The following is a 21,082-nucleotide window of genomic DNA, read 5'->3' as shown; positions in this document are numbered from 1 at the left end:
CTTCAGCCCCGCATCTCATTTATCTATTCCGATTTCAATAAATCGGCAACCAATACGTACCGTTCCGGTGCACTACCAATATATGAAAAAGGGTAGCAGGTTGTAACTGTAAGTGTGGCTTTAGGCTTGGGAACGATCACGGTACGGTCATCCGCATCGACGATACGGACCTTCCTCACTTTATATGTAAACGAACCTGCTTCTGTCTTGGCAATCAGCAAGTCACCCTCGCCGACTTCACCTAGATCTCTGAAAATTGTATCTCGATGACCGGATAAAACGGAATTATCCTTTTCACCGGGAAGGACGGACCCCGCATAGTGACCGACGCCCTTTTCGAGTTCATCTTCGTCCGTTCCGTGATAAATTGGGAGTGTTGCCTCGATTTTTGGGATATAAAGTTCACCCATCAAATCACCGGTCTCCGGTCGTTCTTCATATAGTTCAAGCCCATCGGGACTATTTGCTTTCGTCTTCGGTTCGTGGAGCTTAGCCGTCGCTTCCGTCGTGTCAGATTCATTCCATTTATATAGGGCATAGCCCTTTAACAGCGTATAAGCGTTTGTCGTTGTAAAATAAAAACCTAAGGTTAAAAAGCATACAGCAGTAATAAGCAGCGATTTTTTCTTATGCCTGGATTGCCTTTTTTTGCTCATCTTAATTAGTGAGTCCCGCTTTTCTAATTAATCCGAAAGCGATACCCATCAACACTAAACCGCATAAAGCACCGAATAAATAATTACCTGCCGTTTTAGGAAGCACTCCGCCTTTTTCCGTTTTATGCTCAGGTTTTGCCGGTTTCTTCTTTTCTTTTTTTACCTCAGCCACTTTAGAAATGACCTCGGTGGACTGTTTTATGTCATTGCCGGTTTCTTTCACTAAATCGGAACCGATCATTTCACCAGTCAATGTAAAATCGAGCAGGAAATGGCCGTTTAAATCATAAATGGAAACTAGTAAACTAGCATTCGTCAATTCCTTAAGCTGGAATAATGCCTCAAGGGATAGGTTTGTCGTGACACCATCCTGAATTAAAGAGAATTTGAATTGAATTTGCAGCAAGCTTTGAAGATCATTATATATCGAAAGCAATTCTGCCACTTGTTCTGCAGATAATTCATCAATTGTTTCAAAATACTCGAGTTGATTCATCCTATCGGAGATCGCCATTAAACGAGATTCAAAAGAAGGGTCTTCGACGATAGGCAAAAGGTGGTTCATGAATCTGTCGAGCTCTTCGTCAGTAAGGCCGATCTCAGTAAAGAGACCATCCATTAAATCACTGATCTCTTCCTCGTCATATTCCATCTCTTCCTCATCATAATCCATTTCCAAATCGATGATATCCTCAATGTCGTAAATGAAATGGAAGGTATCGATGATGGAATCACCCTCTTCCAGTTCGCCGTATTCCATTAATAATTCAGTAAGTTCAGCTTCTGTCATTTCATATTGTTTAAGTAGATTCTGTAAGGTCTCAGGAGTGACGGCAGGTCCTAATGTTTCACGCAACTCTTCTGCCGATTTCAGTTCATTCAATGTTAAGTCATAATAGGATAAATACTCTTCCAATTCTTCTTGCGTCATTCTAACTTCAGAAAGGTATGCATTAAGCTCATCCTGGTTGATCTTAGTTGCCGCAAAACCCTTCGTTCCGCTTGAACCCAGTGAAAAAAGAACGATAAGTGCCACAAAAAACGAAAAATATTTCTCCATTCCCATATCCCCCTAAATTTATCTAATATTGCCAAACACCTATGTATTATAAAACAGCTAAACCAAAAGGTACACATTAATAACAATGAATGGCTAAAGATAGGAAGAAGTATCCAGGGAAAAGGACTTAAACCGATCATGAAGAATATCCAAGACCGACGTGGTATGGAAGGAATGGGATTAGGCATATTTTCCTTGACGTGAGGTGGGGGCAGGGGTAAACTATTAATAACTTCAACCTGCTACCATATTAGCGAACTAAAGTGATTTAATAGATTATTGCGATTATTTATAGGATTATGTCATTTTATTTGATACTATTTTTATATGTTATCCGAAATTTGGATTTAAGCGTGAAAACCTTGGAAAGATAAAGGATAAACAAAATAGGGAATGGGTGCATCGGTTTTTGCCTATAGGCGGACCGATTGGATATATAGATAGTAATCAATATTGCAAAAGGATGTGCAGTCGTGACAAAGCCATTTATGTTTGAAAAACCATTAGGCATGAGAGATACATTGCCGGTGCTGTATGAAACGAAAGTGTCGGCCAGAAATAAAATGAGTGATGAAATCAAGAAGTGGGGCTATCAATTTATTGAAACGCCAGCTTTGGAATATTATGAAACAATTGGCGAGGCTTCAGCAATATTGGATCAACAGTTGTTTAAACTTCTTGATTCCCAGGGGCATACGCTCGTACTCCGTCCCGAGATGACAGCGCCCATTGCACGGGTCGCAGCATCCAAACTGCTAAAACAGCAAATTCCACTTCGCCTGGCCTATTCCGCGAATGTATACCGGGCACAGCAGCGTGAAGGAGGCAAGCCGGCAGAATTCGAACAAATTGGCATTGAATGTATCGGAAATAAGTCAATAAGTGCCGATGCTGAAATGATTGCCTTGCTTGCGGATGCTCTAAAGGCTGCAGGGCTTCAGGAATTTAAAATTTCCATTGGACATATCGGATTTCTGCAAGAGTTTTTCTTGAGCATTCTAGGTACGGAGGAAAGGGCCTCTATATTAAGGAAGTTTTTGTATGAAAAAAATTATGTTGGTTATCGCGAGCATGTTAAATCACTTCCGCTTTCATCCATTGATAAACAACGGCTTATCGAATTTACCTCCTTACGTGGCGGTGAAGGAACCATGGAAAAGGCGCTAGGGTTGGTTGAAAATAATAAAGGGCAAGATTCTTTGGCTGAACTGAAGGAATTGTCTGCACAGCTAAAAGAATTTGACGTTGAACAATATGTGAGCTTCGACCTAACATTGGTCAGTCATATGAGTTATTACACGGGAACTTTATTTGAAGTGTATGCCGGACAAGTCGGCTCTCCAATCGGCAATGGCGGCCGGTATGATAATCTGCTTGAGAAGTTCGGCTGGAATGCTTCAGCCACAGGTTTTGCAATCCGGGTGGATCGTCTTGCAGAAGCTCTTGGGGAGCCGATTCAGCCTGTCGCACCAGAATGTATTTTATTCAGTCCTGAACGAAGATTGGAAGCGATCGGTTTTGCAAGGGAAAAACGCTCCGAAGGGAAATCGGTAACGATTCAAGATATTACAGTCGTCCAAAATGTTGATGCTTTTACACGGACATTTTCTGAAGTTCATTTATTCGTGGGGAACGGGGGGAATGGAAAAGATGAATAATAGCTTTTTAACGATTGCCATGCCGAAAGGGAGAATATTTGAAGAAGCGGCAGAGCTATTAAGAAGGGCCGGTTTTCGTCTCCCTCCCGAGTTTGATGATTCCCGGAAATTGATCCTTGAGGTGGAAGAAGAGAATCTGCGGTTCATTTTAGCTAAACCGATGGATGTCGTAACCTATGTGGAACACGGCGTCGCTGACATTGGAATTGCAGGGAAGGATGTCATGCTTGAGGAAGAACGTGATGTCTATGAGTTACTTGATTTGAAAATCAGTGCCTGCTACTTGGCTGTAGCTGGACTGCCTGGTACGAAAATAAGTGACATCGCCCCCAAAATAGCCAGTAAATACCCGAATGTTGCTTCCAGTTATTTTCGCGAGCAGGGGGAGCAAGTCGAGATTATAAAGTTGAATGGGTCTATTGAGTTAGCACCTTTAATTGGTTTAGCTGAACGAATCGTCGATATCGTTTCAACCGGGCGGACATTGAAGGAAAACGGTCTTGTGGAATATGCGAAAATCGCCAATGTGACTTCGAGGCTGGTAGCAAACCCTGTCAGCTATCGAATTAAAGAAGCAAGGATTACCGAAATCGTGGAACGGCTAGCAGAAATTATTGAATAGTAAAGAATCGCTAATGAGGTGAAGGTATGAAAATAGAACGGTTTGCTGAAGGGATTTCCCTGAAACGCTCGGTTGAAGCAGGTACTGCCGATCAAAGAAAAGCGGTTCAGGATATTATTTATGATGTCAGGAAACGCGGAAACGCGGCTTTACATACCTATACCGAACGTTTCGATGGTGTCAGTCCAGGAGAATTGCTTGTATCGGAGCAGGAAATGGAAGAAGCGACAGCGGCATTGACTGCTGAGCAGCTTGATATTATTCAAGAAGCTGCGAATAATATCCGAATGTTTCACGAGAAACAAATTCGAAATTCATGGTTTACGACTGATGATACAGGAACGATGCTAGGACAAAAATTGACACCTCTTGATGCTGTAGGTGTTTATGTACCTGGAGGCACAGCGGCCTATCCTTCGTCAGTATTGATGAATGCACTGCCTGCGAAGGCTGCGGGGGTGGAACGGATCGTTATGGTATCTCCTCCAGGGAAAGATGGGAAATTATCGCCAGCGGTTTTGGCAGCCGCCAAAATTGCCGGAGTTAAGGAAATCTATAAAGTTGGCGGGGCTCAGGCCATAGCTGCCCTCGCTTATGGGACGGAAACAATTAAGAAAGTGGATAAAATAGTGGGTCCGGGAAATATATATGTGGCGTTAGCGAAGCGCGAAGTATTCGGGGATGTCGCCATTGATATGATCGCAGGTCCAAGTGAAATAGCGGTCTTGGCGGACGAATCCGCCATCGCCGCAGAAGTTGCGGCTGACTTGCTATCACAGGCAGAGCACGATCCCCGTGCTTGCAGTGTTTTGGTGACGACGTCCACGTCTCTTGCAGAAGAAGTGGCCGCAGAAGTGACCAAGCAGGTAGCGTTACTACCGCGCCATGATATTGCTGCAGCAGCCATAAGGGACTATGGAAGAATTGTTGTATGCGGGAATATGGCAGAAGCTATTGATGCCATAAATGAACTTGCACCTGAACATTTGGAAATTGTGACCGATGATGCACTTGAAGTTATGGCTAAAATCCGGCATGCCGGGGCAATCTTCATTGGCCGCTTTAGTTCGGAGCCTGTAGGGGATTACTTTGCAGGTCCCAATCATGTGTTGCCTACTAATGGAACCGCCCGTTTTTCCAGCCCGCTGAATGTGGATGATTTCCAAAAGAAATCGAGTATCATCATGTATAGTGAAACGGCCTTCCGCAAAAATGCAGAAAAAATTGCTGCATTTGCCCGCATGGAAGGACTTGAGGCCCACGCCCGTGCCATCGAATCACGGGGTGTGAAAAAATCTGGGAAATAGTGCCTGAATCCTTACGAAATAAATAAAAAAACTGAAATAACGACTTTTGATATGCTTTTGACATCTTGGGAAAAGGGGTCTTACCCCGATAGGAGGACTTGTAATGGAACGTTTTGCTAGTGTGGAGCGAAAGACGAATGAAACGGAAATAAGTTTGAAGTTTGATGTGGATGGGGAAGGTAATTCCTCCATTAAGACCGGCGTTCCGTTTATGACGCATATGCTGGATTTGTTCACGAAACACGGGAAGTTTGATTTGACAGTAGATGCAAATGGGGATACAGACGTGGATGATCACCATACAACTGAAGATATTGGCATTTGCTTGGGGCAGACGTTATTGGAGGCCCTTGGAGACAAGCGCGGGATAAAGCGTTACGGAAATGCTTTCGTACCTATGGATGAAGCACTCGCCCAGGTTGTCATCGATTTAAGCAACCGTCCGCATCTGGAGTTCCGGGCTGAGTTTCCTTCGCAAAAGGTCGGTACTTTCGATACTGAACTGGTTCACGAGTTTCTTTGGAAATTCGCTCTTGAAGCCAGGATGAACCTTCATGTAGTCGTTCATTACGGTCACAACACACATCATATGATCGAAGCAATATTCAAAGCGCTTGGCCGTGCATTGGATGAAGCTACGACAATCGATCCACGTGTCAAAGGCATCCCTTCGACGAAAGGAATGTTGTAAATGATCGGGATCGTCGATTATGGCATGGGGAATTTATTTTCTGTAAGTAAAGGTCTTGAGCGCCTTGGTGCCGATTCATTCATTTCCGATGACCCAAAAGAACTTTCAAAGTCGAAAGGGATCATACTTCCCGGCGTTGGCTCTTTCAGGGATGCCATGAGTCTTTTGGAAAAACAAAAGCTGGATGAATTCCTGCGGGAATATGTAGCGGATGGGGGATACCTATTAGGCATCTGCCTTGGTATGCAGCTTCTCTTTGATGAAAGTGAAGAAAATGGACCGGCAAAAGGATTATCCCTCATCCCGGGAAAAGTCGTTCGTTTTAAGGGAGTGGATGCGAATGACAAGGTTTATAAAGTGCCGCACATGGGCTGGAATCGACTTGAATTCAAACACGCATCACCAGTGAATGAGGGGCTGGAAGAGGAACATGTTTATTTCGTCCATTCATACTACGTCGATACAGATGAATCATTCGTTACCGCTTCGGCGACGTATGATGTGGAAGTTCCGGCGATCGTCGGTAAAGGGAATGTGTTCGGCATGCAGTTCCATCCGGAAAAAAGCGGGAATATGGGCATGTCACTCTTGAGAAATTATCTGTCATTAGTAGAAGGGAAGGAAGAAGCATGAGCAACTTTACTATTTACCCGGCGATTGATATGCGCGGAGGCAAATGCGTCCGCTTAATCCAGGGAGATTACAATCAGGAAACCGTTTATGGTGATTCCCCCTTCGATATGGCTAAAAGCTTTGCAGACCAAGGAGCCGGTTGGATACATATGGTCGACCTTGACGGAGCTAAAGAGGGAGTAAGAATCAATGATTCATACGTAATTAAAGCGGCAAGTGAGTTAGGCGCCCGCATTCAAATCGGCGGCGGCATCCGAACGGAACGGGATATAGCCCATTATCTGGATAATGGAGTGGAACGTGTCATTCTAGGCAGCTCGGCCGTTTCAGACCCTGATTTCACTAAAGATATGATTAGGAAATATGGAAGCCATATCGCTATCGGGATCGATGCGAAGGATGGCAAGGTTGCCACTCATGGCTGGCTTCAAACGTCTGGAACCCTTGCGGTAGATCTTGGCAAACTACTGGCCGATGCTGGTGCCGAGACCTTTATCGTGACTGATATCGCGACGGATGGCATGCTTTCAGGGCCGAATGTGAAAGGTATATTGGCCATGGCGGAGGCAACTGGTAAAAACGTGATTGCTTCAGGAGGCATTAGTTCACTCGAAGACCTTATCACCCTCAAGGAGTTTGAAGCCCAAGGCATTGCAGGGGCTATCATCGGCAAGGCACTTTATACCAACCGCTTTACCGTAGAAGAAGCACTAGAAAAGGTGCGTGGTTAAATGCTCACTAAACGAATTATTCCATGTCTCGATGTAAAAGATGGGCGCGTAGTCAAGGGCATACAATTTGTTTCCCTTAGGGATGCTGGAGATCCGGTCGAACTTGCAGCCTTTTACGATCAAGAAGGTGCCGATGAGCTTGTCTTCCTGGATATTTCCGCATCACATGAAGGCAGGGAAACGATCGTCGACGTCGTTCAAGCGGTAGCGGGCAGCTTGGCAATCCCGTTCACCGTGGGCGGCGGCATTAATTCATTGGCGGATATGAAGAAGATCCTGCGGGCGGGTGCCGATAAAGTATCCCTAAATACAGCAGCCATCCTGCGTCCGGAGTTAATTAATGAAGGTGCTGATTATTTTGGTTCCCAATGTATCGTGGTTGCCATAGACGCCCGATATGATGAAGGGCTTGGGTCATGGCGCGTATATACCCACGGCGGCCGGAAACCGACTGAATGGGAAGTGACCGAGTGGGCGCAGGAAGCCGTATCCCGCGGTGCTGGGGAAATTTTATTGACAAGCATGGATTGTGACGGCGAGAAACAAGGGTTTAATATCGCTTTGACAAAAACGGTATCTGAAGCCGTTTCAGTTCCGGTCATCGCATCTGGCGGGGCAGGGAACGCTGAACATTTCCAGGAAGCCTTCCAAGAAGGTAAAGCCGACGCAGCATTAGCGGCATCGATTTTTCATTATAAAGAAACATCCGTTAAAGAAGTCAAAGCGTTTCTCAAACAACAAGGAGTGGTTGTACGATGAATCTTGAAACTATTAAATATGACGAAAAAGGTCTGGTACCGGCAATTATTCAAGATGCAGGAACAGGCGAAGTGCTGACACTTGCTTACATGAATCAAGAATCTCTGCAATTGTCGATTGAAAAAGGAGAAACGGTTTTCTTCAGCCGTTCGCGCAATGAATTATGGCATAAAGGAGCAACCAGCGGCAATATCCAGAAAATCACCGAAATGAAGTATGACTGCGATCAAGATGCATTGGTCGTGCGGGTCGTGCCTGCAGGACCTGCGTGCCATACTGGGGCAACAAGCTGTTTTAGCGAAACGATTTACCAAAACGGTGAAGCCGGACAAGGCGTGAAGGCGAATGTGACTTTCTTGACGGAATTAGAAAGATTGATTGAAAAAAGAAAATCGGAAATGCCTGAAGGTTCATATACGACCTACCTATTCGATAAGGGCGTTGATAAGATCCTGAAGAAAGTCGGTGAAGAAGCGGCAGAAGTGATCATTGCTGCTAAGAACCGTGATGCAGAGGAACTTTCGATGGAAAGTGCCGATCTCCTCTATCACTTATTCGTTCTTCTTCAAGAGCAGGAGCTGCCTTTCCAAGCGGTGCTTGATGTATTGAAGACTAGACATGCCGATAAGGACGAACCGAAAGAAACCGAATGAATGGTGATTGCCCTCCGTCAATAGGAGGGCTTTTGTGTGTGTTTACGATGGCGGGCAGTGATCCGGAATCAACATATGACAGGGAAAATGCTTCAATTTTTCTTGAAGAAAGCATGATGATTCCCGTTTTCCATTTTCTTGAATTGTTCGGCAAATTTTCTCCAATATGTTATAATACTATGGTTAATCAACTTGTAGATGGAGGATTACATGAGTAAAGACTCTAAATTTGGCCAACAGGCAAAAATTCTAACCTTTCACCCAACAGGTGAGTATTATTTCACCAAGGGTTTAAAAGCTTATCATAGACGGGAATTACCTAAATCAAAGAAATACCTGGAACGTGCGCTGGAACTTGAACCTGCTGAACCGATGATAGCTTGTCAATTGGCTATCACTTGTTCGGAAATCGGTGAATATAATTATTCAAACAACCTTTTGGAAAACATCTTGGATGTGATGGATCCTTATATGTCGGAATGTCATTACTTCCTGGCGAATAATTATGCCCACTTAGGCATGTTCAAGGAGGCTTATCGTCACGCCAGTGCTTATCTTGATAAAGAAGAAGACGGGGAGTTCAGCGATGACGCAGAGGATTTGCTTGAATTGATAACTTTTGAGTCGGATGAGTCAGAAGAAAATCCCTTTAAGCATGATGGGCTCATTACCAAACAGGAACAAGCCCGCGAGTACCTGGAATCAGGCAATTTCCCGAAGGCGATCGAAGTGCTGAAAGAAACGATTGCCGAGTACGAGGATTACTGGTCCGCTTATAATAACCTGGCACTTGCCTATTTCTATCTTGGTCAAGTGAATGAAGCTTTTGCAACACTTGATGAGGTACTGGAAAAAAGTCCGGGAAACCTGCATGCGCTTTGTAACCTTGTTGTATTTCATCATTATCAACAGGATGAGGCAAAGGTTGAAGAGCTCATACAGATGCTGGAGAAAATTAGGCCGATGCTATCCGAACACCGTTTCAAGCTTGGAGCGACCTTCGCTCTGATCGGAAATTATGCTTCTGCATATAATTGGCTTAAAGGACTTCAAAAGCAAGGGTTCGAAGGAGATGGAACCTTCTACTATTGGCTTACCATTTCCGCTTACCACTTAGGCCACGAACAGGCTGCCAAAAAGGCATGGAAAAAGGTCGTGGAAATGAATCCGGAAAAGGAAGGCATGGAGCCTTGGGGAGATATGAATGCAACTTCAGATGGTTTTGAACATCATTTTCCTTCTATTATAAAAAGGCTGGAAAGTGAATTCATCGAAGAAAGGCTTTTTGCCATTTTCCTTCTGAAACATTCGGTTCATAAACAGAAGCTATTGAAAAACCAGGTCCTCAACCTAAACCAGAACTTCACTGAATTGGAACGTGATTATGCCGAACTTGTTCAAGGTCCTGCTAAAGATCGCCAATTAGCACCGATTGATTTTGCCGATCGCACAGCTGAGTTATTATATCAGCATTTCCAACCGATACAATTAAATGAAGCCGGGCTCTATTTAATGTGGTTTTCCGTTTTCATCGAAGCGGTGAAATCCGAGCAGAAGCTAAATAATCCTGCAGGATGGGCATCTGCGGTGGAGTACGTGTGGATTCAGCTTAAAAGTGAGAAGGCGAGCAAACAGGCAATCGCAGACAAACATTTCATTTCGGTGTCCACCTTATCTAAGTACGTGAAGCTGGTTCAAAACTTACTCGGATGAGCAGATATTTGGACGAAAAATTATTTGTTATATAGGATAATAGGTAGGGAACACTAACCGTAGTGAAGGTTCCATTTGTAATGGAATATGGAGGAGTGAAAACATGTCTGAAAAAATTTATGACGTTGTTATTATTGGAGCTGGTCCTGCAGGGATGACGGCGGCTGTCTATACATCACGTGCGAACCTTTCAACATTGATGTTAGAACGCGGGGTACCGGGCGGGCAAATGGCCAATACGGAGGAAGTTGAAAATTATCCTGGATTCGACACTATACTCGGACCTGAACTTTCAACGAAAATGTTTGACCATGCAAAGAAATTCGGTGCGGAGTATGCCTATGGGGATGTTAAGGAAATCATCGACGGTGAAGAGTATAAAACGATCAAAGCCGGTTCAAAGGAATTCAAAGCACGTTCAATCATCATTTCATCTGGTGCCGAATACAAGAAAATCGGCGTTCCTGGCGAAAAAGAATTGGGCGGCCGCGGTGTATCGTATTGTGCAGTTTGTGATGGAGCATTCTTCAAGCAAAAGGAACTGTTCGTTATCGGCGGCGGAGACTCTGCTGTTGAAGAGGGTGTGTACTTAACCCGCTTTGCTTCGAAAGTGACGATCGTCCACAGACGTGACGAACTTCGTGCTCAAAAGATTCTTCAAGATCGTGCATTTGCCAATGAGAAAATTAACTTCATCTGGAATCACACTTTGAAGGAAATCAATGAAAAAGGCGGCAAGGTCGGCGGTGTCACACTAGTTTCCACTGAAAACGGAGAAGAGACAGTGATGGACGCAGACGGTGTATTCATTTATATCGGAATGCTTCCGCTAACGAAACCATTTGAAAACTTGGGCATCTTGAACTCAACAGGCTATATTGAAACGAATGATCGGATGGAAACACGCGTACCTGGTATTTTCGCTGCAGGTGATGTTCGTGAAAAAACATTGCGCCAAATCGTTACAGCTACAGGCGATGGAAGCATTGCCGCCCAATCCGCTCAGCATTTTGTTGAGGAACTTCAAGAAAAATTGCAGCCAAAGGCTTGATTTCACAAGAATATGCAATCGTAATTCCGTTTTAACGATGTTGTAACATGCGTGAAATAATGATTCGGTATAGTAGGGGGTAGAAGTTGACCCCCTTTAATTATAAACGTTTAAGGACACAGAATAAGTTTCTGTGTCTTTTTTTTGTTTTCCTGCTTTGAGACTATATCTTTAGTTCCAATTTTTAGGATGTCTCCGGCGTTTTTTAATGTGAAACAAGTCGTTCCTTTGCATTTAGGAAGCGAAAGTGGAGAAGAATAGGAGGTAAGCAGGATAAAGGCTTACCTATGTGATTCCTTGCGATTGAAGATTCCCCCAATGCAGGAAGTTTACTTTATTGTTAGCTTATTTTAAAAATAGTATAATGATAAGATATACTAAACATATATATATCTTTCATAAGAAGATGAAAAATACAACTTGTTTGAACTATTAGCATTTGTAGATCGCCAAATGGATATCTAGCGGCGGTTTAAGGATATAAACTGAATCTCTTCAACACGGGGGGGGAAGGTTTCTATTAGTCGAGCAGAGCCAATCGAGGTGAAGAACGTGCAACGTGTCACAAACTGTGTATTGATCAGAGATAATCAAATCCTCTTATTGAAAAAGCCTAGACGCGGATGGTGGGTAGCTCCAGGCGGCAAGATGGAACCTGGGGAATCTGTTCGCGATGCTTGCATTAGGGAATATCGCGAAGAAACGGGCGTTTATTTAAAAAACCCTTCCATCAAAGGTATTTTCACCTTCATCATGAAGGACGGAGATAAAGTTTTATCAGAATGGATGATGTTCACTTTCTTTGCAACGGATTCCGATGGTATAAATGTGGATGTTTGTGAAGAAGGGGAACTTAGCTGGCATCCGGTTGAAGATGTTAAAAAGCTTATGATGGCTGAAGGTGATTTTCACATCCTGGATTATATGGTTCATGGCAGTGGGATCATCTATGGAACCTTTACCTACACGCCTGAGTTCAAGCTGCTTTCTTACCGGTTGGATCCAGGTTAATTTTTAGAGATAAAAAAGATTGCTATACATGGGGGCGGAGAAACTATGAGTACAGGGCAGATGAGTGAAACGCAATTGGTCATCATTACCGGAATGTCCGGAGCAGGTAAGACAGTGGCGGTTCAAAGTTTTGAAGACCTCGGCTTTTTTTGCGTCGATAATTTGCCGCCCACGCTGTTGCCAAAGTTTTTGGAGTTAATGAAGGACTCCGGGAATAAGATGAATAAAGTGGCTCTTGTCATGGATTTAAGGGGAAGGGAATTTTTTGATTCCTTGTTTCTTGCACTGGATAATTTATCGGATGCAGCTGCAGTATCACCAAGAATCCTTTTTCTTGAAGCTGATGATGATTCCTTGGTACGCAGATATAAGGAAACGAGAAGGACCCATCCCCTTGCTCCATTAGGCCGGCCATTGGAAGGCATTAAAATGGAACGGGAACTTTTGGACGAATTGAAGGGAAGGGCCCAGTTGATCTTTAATACTTCCCAACTGAAACCGCGCGAATTGAGGGAGAAAATCGCTTCGGAGTTTTCTGCTGATAAAAGTGTCGGTTTTACAGTCAATGTCATGTCGTTCGGGTTCAAGCATGGTCTGCCGATAGATGCCGACCTTGTGTTTGATGTACGGTTCCTGCCAAATCCATATTATATTGACCATATGAGGCCAAGGACTGGCTTGGAACAGGAAGTGTCTAGTTACGTTTTAAAATGGAGTGAAACGCAAAAATTCTTGGAAAAAGTGACCGATCTGCTCGCTTTCATGCTTCCGTATTATAAACGTGAAGGGAAAGCACAGCTTGTTGTTGCGATTGGGTGTACAGGCGGCCAGCATCGTTCTGTAGCATTGACGGAGTATATTTCAAACCACTTCAAAAAGGATTACAGGGTTCAAGTATCACATCGCGATATCGAAAAAAGTAAGGGGAAAGCAGATGTTAGATAAAAAGAAACAGCCTAAGGTTGTGATCATCGGTGGAGGAACCGGCCTTCCTGTTTTGTTGAGAGGGTTAAAGAAGCATCCGGTGGATATAACGGCAATCGTAACGGTAGCTGATGATGGTGGAAGTTCAGGCCGCCTTCGCGAAGATATGGATATTCCCGCTCCGGGTGATATTCGTAACGTGCTGGCTGCGTTATCGGATGTAGAGCCCCTTGTTGAACAAATGTTTCAGCATCGCTTTCAAAGTAAAAATGAGTTGTCCGGGCATTCGCTGGGGAATTTGATACTTGCGGCAATGACTTCGCTGACCGGGGATTTCGTCCATGCGATCCAGGAAATGAGTAAATTCCTTAATGTCCGCGGTAAAGTGCTTCCAGCTGCGAATCAAAGTGTGGTTCTCCATGCAGAGATGGATGACGGCACGATTGTTACAGGAGAGTCCAAGATTCCCTTCTCAGGAAAGAAAATAAAAAAAGTGTTCCTGTCTCCTCATCATATAAAGCCGCTTAGTGAAACTCTCCAGGAAATCAAGCAGGCAGATCTTATAGTCATAGGTCCAGGAAGCCTATATACTAGCATTCTGCCTAACTTACTTGTCCCTGGTTTAGGAGAAGAGGTTGCCCGTTCCAAGGCGAAGAAGGTGTACATTTGCAATTTGATGACACAAGCCGGCGAGACTCTGGATTATAGCGCGAGTGATCATATAAAAGCGATATATGACCATATGGGAAATGCATATATTGACAGGATACTTGTTAATAATGAGGAAATACCAACCGAGATTCAGCAGCGCTATCAAGCTGAATATGCAAAACCGGTCATGTATGATGTGGAAGGCTTAAAAATGATGGGTCTTGAAATCATACAAGAACGCATTTTCAGCTATGAAGGGAATGTAATTCGCCATGATACGAAAAAAGTGGCGGATTTGCTTTATAATATGCTTGTAAATGAAACAAAAAGCCACATAGAACCGTAGATATAAGCGGGGACGGCTTTTTGATTGATAAAAATAGATTACCTGCGTTCGATTGGGGGTGAAATGGATGTCTTTTGCTTCAGAAACAAAAAAAGAGCTTACAACATTAGAGGGAAAGGATTGCTGCGGTAAAGCGGAATTGTGTGCGCTTATCCGGATGAACGGATCCCTTTCATTTTCTAATCGGAAGCTTGTTGTGGATATTCAAACTGAGAATGCTGCGATTGCCAGAAGGATTTATACGCTGCTTAAAAAAAGTTATGAGGTCCAGGTCGAGCTGTTGGTCCGTAAGAAGATGAAGCTTAAAAAGAACAATGTATATATTGTCAGGATGTCATCCGGAGGGCAGCGGGTTTTAACCGATTTGGAAATTTTAGGCGATGGCTTTGAAATTCTCCATGATATATCCGATACTATTGTTGGGAAGAAATGCTGTAAGCGTTCTTATCTAAGAGGTGCATTTCTTGCAGGGGGTTCGGTAAACAATCCGGAAACGTCTTCCTATCACCTTGAGATTTTCTCACTTTATAAAGAGCACAATGATGCACTTTGTGAGCTAATGAATAAGTTTGGCTTGAAGGCCAAGACACTTGAACGCAAGAAGGGGTACATCATTTATTTGAAAGAAGCCGAAAAGATTGCCGAGTTTTTAAGTATAGTTGGCGCCCATTCAGCTTTATTAAGGTTCGAGGATGTACGGATTGTCCGTGATATGCGTAATTCAGTGAATCGGCTTGTGAATTGTGAAACAGCCAATTTGAACAAAACGATCGGGGCATCATTGCGACAGGTTGAAAATATCCATTATATCGAGGATACGGTAGGACTTAGCATTTTACCGGATAAGCTTCGGGAAATTGCGGAGCTTAGGATAGCGTTTCAGGATATAACCTTAAAGGAACTTGGGGAAATGGTATCCGGGGGAACCATCAGTAAGTCCGGGATTAATCACCGATTGCGAAAGATTGATGAAATAGCTGACAGGCTCCGTGGGGGAGAGGCTATTGCTGCGAAAAAATAAAGCTAACAGGGGAGATCAAGATGGTGGAGAAACAAGTTGAGGTAAAATTGAAAACGGGTTTGCAAGCTCGGCCGGCGGCTCTTTTTGTACAAGAAGCTAACCGCTTTCATTCAGATGTTTTTCTTGAAAAAGAAGGAAAGAAAGTGAATGCAAAAAGTATAATGGGATTAATGAGCCTTGCCATCAGTTCTGGTGTGTCCGTGAAGTTAATCATCGAAGGACGCGATGAAAAAGAAGCATTAGAAGCATTGGAAGAGTTCGTTCAGCAAGAGGGTTAAAAAAGGGGATGCCTAAATGTGCATCCTTTTCTTTTATCATGGAAAAAAAGGCTCCGGAAGTCGCTTATGGCGATGTCCGGAGCCTTTCTTTTGTTGCAGGATTACTTAGAGTTTTTATCATCAAGAACGCTGCGCGTGATGACTTTGTCAATCAAGCCATATTCAAGAGCTCTTTCGGAAGTCATGAAGTTATCACGTTCCGTATCTCTTTGAAGGACTTCGATAGGTTGTCCCGTACGTTCTGCCAAGATTTGGTTCAGTTTATCTTTCAAGTGAAGGATACGGCGGGCAGCAATTTCAATTTCCGTTGCTTGACCTTGAGCTCCTCCAAGTGGTTGGTGAATCATGACTTCACTGTTTGGCAATGCATAACGTTTGCCTTTTTCGCCAGCGGCCAATAGGAAAGCACCCATGGAAGCGGCCATACCGATGCATACTGTCGAAACATTAGGTTTGATATATTGCATAGTATCGTAAATGGCCATACCGGAAGTGATGCTTCCGCCAGGGCTGTTGATGTATAGAGTGATATCCTTTTCAGGATTTTCCGCTTCTAAAAATAGTAATTGAGCAACAATGGAGTTGGAAACATTATCGTCAATTGCACTTCCTAGCATAATGATCCGGTCTTTTAATAAACGGGAGTAAATATCGTAGGCACGCTCCCCACGACTTGTTTGTTCGATAACTGTAGGAATTAAATTCATGTTCATTTCCTCCTTCGATTAAGAGAATCATTTAAATTCTTTATGTATGTATGATACACTTTTTGGTCAATTTAGGTCAAACAAAACAAACCCTATTATGGATAATTTGTTCGACAATTTTCTGGCTAAGGCTCCTTCCTGATAGAATGTTTTATATATTATGCCGCACAGGGATGAATTTCCACATTACCCATAATACCCAAATGATAAAGTTTTAAACCTGATAACCCTTGCAAAGGAGGGAATTCTATCATATAATGAAGTCTGTTGAAAAAATATTTTCTATTACGCCCTCGTAGTGCAACGGATAGAACGCAAGCCTCCGAAGCTTGAAATGCAGGTTCGATTCCTGCCGAGGGCATTACCAATCTTCTGCTTAATAAAGTGGGGGATTTTTTATTGGTCATTTTTAGGAGAGTTAAAATTTTTGCCGAATTTTCTCGTTTTCCGTAATATTCCATCGAATCCTGTAATGTCGGTCCTGTCTTGAAAATATTCGCCCACACTATTGAAAAATGGTGATTTTTCAATAAAAGTAGTTGTTAAATTTGCGTTTCTAACATATAGTATTTAAAACAAATAAACTATTCAGAAAAAAATCGTAAGCGTTTTCATGGGTTTTTGTGTAGAATTTTCTCCTGATAATGTAAAATGGAGTGGGGGAGGGATGAATCGATGAGTATGAATATGAAAGCAGGACTTTTTCAACAGCAAACATTAAAGATGGCAATGACCCAGGAGCTCATGCAAGCTATTACATTGCTGCAATACTCCTCGCAGGAGCTATCGGCTTTTTTAGAAAATAAAATGGTGGAGAACCCATTACTGTCAATAGATCAGCCAACATCTTCTTTATTTCAGCCAACTTTTGACCGCAAAAAAGGTAAACGGACTCTTAAAAATACGTATGATGCCAACTATTGGATTGAACAGATCAGTGAAGATACCGTATCGCTGGAACAACATATCATGTCCCAAGTGAATCACCAGCAGTTTTCCGGTGAGCAGCAAAAGGCAATGCTTCTATTAATTCATAACCTTGATGAAAACGGTTACTTAAGGACTCAGCTGGATGATATATGCATCCCAGGCATATCTCCGGCCGTTTTGGAAGAGTGTCTCTCGATTTTACAGGAACTCGAACCGCATGGCATCGGAGCGAGGAATCTTCAAGAGTGCCTTTTGCTTCAAGTGAAAGCAGAAGGGGAGAGTCTGCTGGCAGAATCGATCATAGAAAACCATTTCCTCGATTTTGCTGAAAAGCGCTGGAAAGACCTAAGTAAGAAAATCGGTGTTACACTGAAGGAGATTCAAGAGGTCTTTGATTATGTCCAGACGTTGAACCCGCGTCCGGCATCACTCTTTTTTCAGGAAAAACCTTCTTATATAGTGCCGGATGTGGTCGTGGAAGTTCGGGATGGCATGCTGCTTGTCGGGAATTATGATGGTAACACACCCAACCTTAATGTGGATAAAGGGTATTTAAACCGAATGAAGAGCCATAAGGATCAGGGAGTTCAGCGGTTTATCCAGGATAAGTGGCAGGAATACCAATGGATCTCCAGGGGTATCCAACAGAGAAAAGAAACGATATTGAAGGTTATTCAGTGCATCGTCGAAAAACAGCCGGCGTGCTTTCATCATGGCCTGAACTATTTGAAGCCGATGACGATGAAAGAAATCGCGGACGAACTTGGCATACATGAGTCCACAGTAAGCCGGGCGGTTAAGGGGAAGTACGTACAGACACCATTTGGCACGATAGAGATGCGGATATTTTTCACTACTTCTTTACAGTCGGTCGGCCTTGATGAGGATATGTCGGGCATGCAAGCGAAAAAGAGCCTCCAGGCAGCCATCAATGGGGAAAATAAACAAAAGCCGCTTTCGGATCAAGACTTGGCAGAACGGCTGAAGGAAGAGCATGGAATTATCCTGGCACGCCGAACCGTTGCCAAGTACCGGGAACAATTAGGGATCCCTTCTTCATCTAAACGAAAAAGATATGATTGAAAAGGATGAGTGGTTTTGGAAACGAACGCGTTTGTTTTATATAGTAGGGATAAATGCCCGTTATGTGATAAAGCCAAGCAGGTACTCGAAGAAGTGAAAGTGGAGTCAGGCATAGGCTATAAGGAAATCGATATCCATACCGATGATGATTTGCTTGAGAGATTCGGGCTGATGATTCCTGTCGTTGAATGGAAAGATGAAATCGTTCAGTTCGGAAACGTTGATAAATCAGCTCTAAATAGGCTTTTGGAAAAATAATTTTTCAAATCATTTGAAGAAACATTCCGTTCCTGCTAGAATAAAATATGTAGCAGGAATATTTTTTTGTTTTAAGTGGGACAGAAAATGACTACGCGGGACGTTAAATGTCCAACTTAACTTTTTAGGAGTTTTAAATATGCGTACATTACTCGAGGTACAAAGAAAATTATTGCCCGATTTCCTTTTGGTTATGCAAAAAAGATATGATATCCTGCGTTATATCAAAATGATGCAGCCGGTTGGAAGGCGCAGTCTGTCCGTGAGCCTTAATTTGACAGAGCGGACGCTTAGAGGCGAGGTTGATTTTCTGAAAAGTCAGAACCTGGTTAACATCTTCAGCTCTGGCATGACACTGACTGATGAAGGGATTGAAATCCTGGATAAGTTAGAAGGAATAATGCGTGAAGTAATGGGTATAGACATAATGGAAAAGCAATTGCAGGATTTGTTACAAGTGGATGAAGTCATTATTGTCTCAGGAAATTGTGATGAAACCCCATGGGTGAAAAAAGAATTGGGTAAAGCTTGTGCAAACCGTATGAAACGAGAATGGAACTCAAAGAATATCATTGCGGTTACTGGCGGATCGACAATGGCCGAAGTGGCTAATTCGTTGTCACCTGATGAAGCATCCAGGAAATTGACATTTGTCCCAGCCCGCGGGGGAATTGGTGAAGCGGTGCAGAATCAGGCCAATACGATTGTCGAAAAAATGGCACAGAAGGCACAAGCCTCCTACAGAGTGTTATATGTACCCGATCAATTAAGCGGTGAGGTTTATGCATCATTTCAGAAGGAACCTGCAATTAAAGAAGTGATTTCCCAAATCAAGTCTGCCGATATGATCATTCATGGAATCGGTGATGCCATGGCGATGGCAGAGAGAAGAAATTCTTCTCCAGAAATGTTAAAGAAGCTGTTAGATGGAAATGCTGTAGGAGAGGCATTCGGTTATTATTACGATGAAAACGGCAAAGTTGTTCATAAAGTTTTGACAGTCGGCATCCAGTTAGATGATCTTAGCCCTGAAAAGCGAGTGATAACTGTGGCAGGTGGCAAAACTAAAGCAAAGGCTATCCGTTCCTACATGAAAGGCGCACCTTCATCGACCGTTTTGATCACGGATGAAGCTGCGGCACAAGAGTTAATTCAGGGGAATTACACCCCTTAATATATTTGCGAACTTAAAAGGAGGAATTTTTCATGGCAGTAAAAGTTGGTATTAATGGTTTTGGACGTATTGGACGTAATGTATTTCGTGCAGCATTGAGTAATCCTGGGGTAGAGATTGTTGCTATTAACGACTTAACGGATGCTAATATGTTAGCGCACCTTCTTCAATACGATACAATTCATGGATCTCTTAATGAAAAAGTAGCAGTTGATGGGGATTACCTTGTTGTTGATGGTCACAAAGTAAAAGTATTGGCTGAACGTGATCCTGCACAATTAGCATGGGGTGAACTGGGAGTAGAAGTAGTTGTGGAATCTACTGGACGTTTCACAAAACGTGCGGATGCAGCTAAGCATTTAGAAGCTGGCGCGAAAAAAGTAATCATCTCTGCTCCTGCATCTGATGAAGATATCACGATCGTCATGGGTGTAAACGAAGACAAATATGATGCAGCAAACCACCATGTAATCTCTAATGCTTCTTGTACAACGAACTGCTTAGCTCCATTTGCTAAAGTGCTTCATGAACAATTCGGAATCAAACGCGGTATGATGACTACTGTTCACTCTTATACAAATGATCAGCAAATCCTTGATTTGCCTCATAAAGATTACCGTCGTGCACGTGCAGCTGCCGAGAATATCATTCCTACAACAACTGGGGCAGCAAAAGCTGTTGCACTTGTCCTTCCTGAACTTAAAGGGAAATTGAATGGTATGGCAATGCGTGTACCTACTCCAAACGTGTCTGTTGTCGACCTTGTTGCTGAACTTGAAAAAGACACAACAGTTGAAGAAGTTAATGCAGCATTCAAAAAGGCTTCTGAAGGTGAATTAAAAGGAATCCTTGAGTACAGCGAACTTCCGCTAGTATCAACTGACTATAACGGTAACCCCTCATCATCTACAATCGATGCCCTTTCCACAATGGTAATGGAAGGAAACATGGTTAAAGTATTATCTTGGTATGATAATGAAACAGGATATTCAAGCCGTGTTGTTGATTTGATTGACTATTTGGCTAAAAAAGGATTGTAATTAGAATAATAAAAAAACCTCACCAAGGTGAGGTTTTTTTTATCACAGCTCTAAAAAAACTTGGCAGAAGATGATATTATTAGTAAGTCATTAATCAGTCAAGCGTTTACATTTCTTGTTTTTGG

23 protein-coding genes and 1 tRNA gene are annotated in these 21,082 nt (G+C 43.0%); 21 read left to right on the top strand and 3 right to left on the bottom strand.

Going from position 1 to position 21,082, the window contains the following annotated elements; genetic code table 11:
* Positions 1-23 precede the first annotated feature (23 nt).
* Both AC1DVB_RS00500 and AC1DVB_RS00495 read right to left on the bottom strand, forming a co-directional pair.
* On the bottom strand, positions 24-656 hold the full coding sequence (locus AC1DVB_RS00500; protein WP_477587774.1) for a class D sortase: 633 nt from the start codon (positions 654-656) through the stop codon (positions 24-26).
* Position 657: 1 nt separating this feature from the next.
* The gene (locus AC1DVB_RS00495; RefSeq protein WP_477587772.1) at positions 658-1,716 is read right to left on the bottom strand and encodes a processed acidic surface protein; all 1,059 of its coding nucleotides are present in this window, start codon (positions 1,714-1,716) and stop codon (positions 658-660) included.
* A 473-nt stretch (positions 1,717-2,189) separates the two neighbouring features.
* On the opposite strand from AC1DVB_RS00495, the gene AC1DVB_RS00490 reads away from it, so the two are divergent.
* The 16 genes from AC1DVB_RS00490 (at position 2,190) to AC1DVB_RS00415 (ending at position 15,765) form a co-directional block, all read left to right on the top strand.
* Positions 2,190-3,374 (top strand): ATP phosphoribosyltransferase regulatory subunit, encoded by a 1,185-nt coding sequence (locus AC1DVB_RS00490; protein ID WP_057278116.1) that lies wholly within the window; start codon positions 2,190-2,192, stop codon positions 3,372-3,374.
* Positions 3,367-3,996, top strand: coding sequence for an ATP phosphoribosyltransferase (gene hisG, locus AC1DVB_RS00485; RefSeq protein WP_034311625.1), 630 nt, complete (start codon positions 3,367-3,369; stop codon positions 3,994-3,996). The genes AC1DVB_RS00490 and hisG overlap by 8 nt, the downstream gene beginning before the upstream one ends.
* Positions 3,997-4,022: 26 nt before the next feature.
* Complete coding sequence (gene hisD / locus AC1DVB_RS00480) at positions 4,023-5,303, top strand: histidinol dehydrogenase (RefSeq protein ID WP_377330563.1); 1,281 nt, start codon at positions 4,023-4,025, stop codon at positions 5,301-5,303.
* A gap of 103 nt (positions 5,304-5,406) precedes the next feature.
* Entirely contained in the window at positions 5,407-5,994 is a 588-nt protein-coding gene (gene hisB, locus AC1DVB_RS00475; RefSeq protein WP_048688005.1) for an imidazoleglycerol-phosphate dehydratase HisB, read from the top strand.
* Positions 5,995-6,627: an imidazole glycerol phosphate synthase subunit HisH gene (hisH, locus tag AC1DVB_RS00470; RefSeq protein WP_057278113.1), complete on the top strand. Its 633-nt coding sequence runs from the start codon at positions 5,995-5,997 to the stop codon at positions 6,625-6,627.
* The gene (hisA, locus tag AC1DVB_RS00465) at positions 6,624-7,358 is read left to right on the top strand and encodes a 1-(5-phosphoribosyl)-5-[(5-phosphoribosylamino)methylideneamino]imidazole-4-carboxamide isomerase (RefSeq protein WP_034309946.1); all 735 of its coding nucleotides are present in this window, start codon (positions 6,624-6,626) and stop codon (positions 7,356-7,358) included. The genes hisH and hisA overlap by 4 nt, the downstream gene beginning before the upstream one ends.
* Entirely contained in the window at positions 7,359-8,117 is a 759-nt protein-coding gene (gene hisF / locus AC1DVB_RS00460; RefSeq protein ID WP_034309948.1) for an imidazole glycerol phosphate synthase subunit HisF, read from the top strand.
* Positions 8,114-8,770, top strand: a complete 657-nt coding sequence (gene hisIE / locus AC1DVB_RS00455) for a bifunctional phosphoribosyl-AMP cyclohydrolase/phosphoribosyl-ATP diphosphatase HisIE (RefSeq protein WP_230134385.1) — start codon at positions 8,114-8,116, stop codon at positions 8,768-8,770. Before hisF ends, hisIE begins: the two co-directional genes overlap by 4 nt.
* Positions 8,771-8,808: 38 nt before the next feature.
* Entirely contained in the window at positions 8,809-8,988 is a 180-nt protein-coding gene (locus AC1DVB_RS00450) for a hypothetical protein (protein WP_034309955.1), read from the top strand.
* Positions 8,981-10,483: a tetratricopeptide repeat protein gene (locus AC1DVB_RS00445; RefSeq protein ID WP_230134387.1), complete on the top strand. Its 1,503-nt coding sequence runs from the start codon at positions 8,981-8,983 to the stop codon at positions 10,481-10,483. The genes AC1DVB_RS00450 and AC1DVB_RS00445 overlap by 8 nt, the downstream gene beginning before the upstream one ends.
* Positions 10,484-10,586: 103 nt before the next feature.
* Positions 10,587-11,534: a thioredoxin-disulfide reductase gene (trxB, locus tag AC1DVB_RS00440; protein WP_034309960.1), complete on the top strand. Its 948-nt coding sequence runs from the start codon at positions 10,587-10,589 to the stop codon at positions 11,532-11,534.
* A 552-nt stretch (positions 11,535-12,086) separates the two neighbouring features.
* Complete coding sequence (locus AC1DVB_RS00435) at positions 12,087-12,545, top strand: NUDIX hydrolase (RefSeq protein ID WP_053536815.1); 459 nt, start codon at positions 12,087-12,089, stop codon at positions 12,543-12,545.
* Positions 12,546-12,590: 45 nt separating this feature from the next.
* The gene (rapZ, locus tag AC1DVB_RS00430; protein ID WP_034309965.1) at positions 12,591-13,490 is read left to right on the top strand and encodes an RNase adapter RapZ; all 900 of its coding nucleotides are present in this window, start codon (positions 12,591-12,593) and stop codon (positions 13,488-13,490) included.
* Positions 13,480-14,466, top strand: coding sequence for a gluconeogenesis factor YvcK family protein (locus AC1DVB_RS00425; RefSeq protein WP_328097376.1), 987 nt, complete (start codon positions 13,480-13,482; stop codon positions 14,464-14,466). The genes rapZ and AC1DVB_RS00425 overlap by 11 nt, the downstream gene beginning before the upstream one ends.
* Positions 14,467-14,533: 67 nt before the next feature.
* A complete protein-coding gene (gene whiA / locus AC1DVB_RS00420) occupies positions 14,534-15,487 on the top strand; it encodes a DNA-binding protein WhiA (protein WP_034309971.1) in 954 nt (317 codons plus the stop codon).
* A gap of 20 nt (positions 15,488-15,507) precedes the next feature.
* Entirely contained in the window at positions 15,508-15,765 is a 258-nt protein-coding gene (locus tag AC1DVB_RS00415) for an HPr family phosphocarrier protein (protein WP_034309974.1), read from the top strand.
* A gap of 101 nt (positions 15,766-15,866) precedes the next feature.
* Here the strand turns inward: AC1DVB_RS00415 and clpP are convergent, their stop codons facing one another.
* Positions 15,867-16,472: an ATP-dependent Clp endopeptidase proteolytic subunit ClpP gene (gene clpP / locus AC1DVB_RS00410; protein ID WP_034309977.1), complete on the bottom strand. Its 606-nt coding sequence runs from the start codon at positions 16,470-16,472 to the stop codon at positions 15,867-15,869.
* Between the two features lie 289 nt (positions 16,473-16,761).
* Here clpP and AC1DVB_RS00405 point away from each other — a divergent pair.
* The 5 genes from AC1DVB_RS00405 to gap all read left to right on the top strand — a co-directional run bounded on the left by AC1DVB_RS00405 (position 16,762) and on the right by gap (position 20,957).
* Positions 16,762-16,833 (top strand) — tRNA-Arg (locus tag AC1DVB_RS00405).
* Positions 16,834-17,147: 314 nt separating this feature from the next.
* A complete protein-coding gene (gene rpoN / locus AC1DVB_RS00400; RefSeq protein WP_454861941.1) occupies positions 17,148-18,485 on the top strand; it encodes an RNA polymerase factor sigma-54 in 1,338 nt (445 codons plus the stop codon).
* Positions 18,486-18,494: 9 nt separating this feature from the next.
* Positions 18,495-18,743: a glutaredoxin family protein gene (locus AC1DVB_RS00395; protein WP_377330560.1), complete on the top strand. Its 249-nt coding sequence runs from the start codon at positions 18,495-18,497 to the stop codon at positions 18,741-18,743.
* A 139-nt stretch (positions 18,744-18,882) separates the two neighbouring features.
* Positions 18,883-19,917 (top strand): sugar-binding transcriptional regulator, encoded by a 1,035-nt coding sequence (locus AC1DVB_RS00390; protein WP_034309980.1) that lies wholly within the window; start codon positions 18,883-18,885, stop codon positions 19,915-19,917.
* A gap of 32 nt (positions 19,918-19,949) precedes the next feature.
* Positions 19,950-20,957: a type I glyceraldehyde-3-phosphate dehydrogenase gene (gap, locus tag AC1DVB_RS00385; protein WP_034309982.1), complete on the top strand. Its 1,008-nt coding sequence runs from the start codon at positions 19,950-19,952 to the stop codon at positions 20,955-20,957.
* The last annotated feature ends 125 nt before the right edge of the window (positions 20,958-21,082 follow it).

The sequence above is a fragment of the Peribacillus sp. P4_D6 genome (assembly GCF_056401795.1).
The sequence above is the reverse complement of the archived record's forward strand: the minus strand, read 5'-3'. Positions and strand labels throughout refer to the sequence as shown.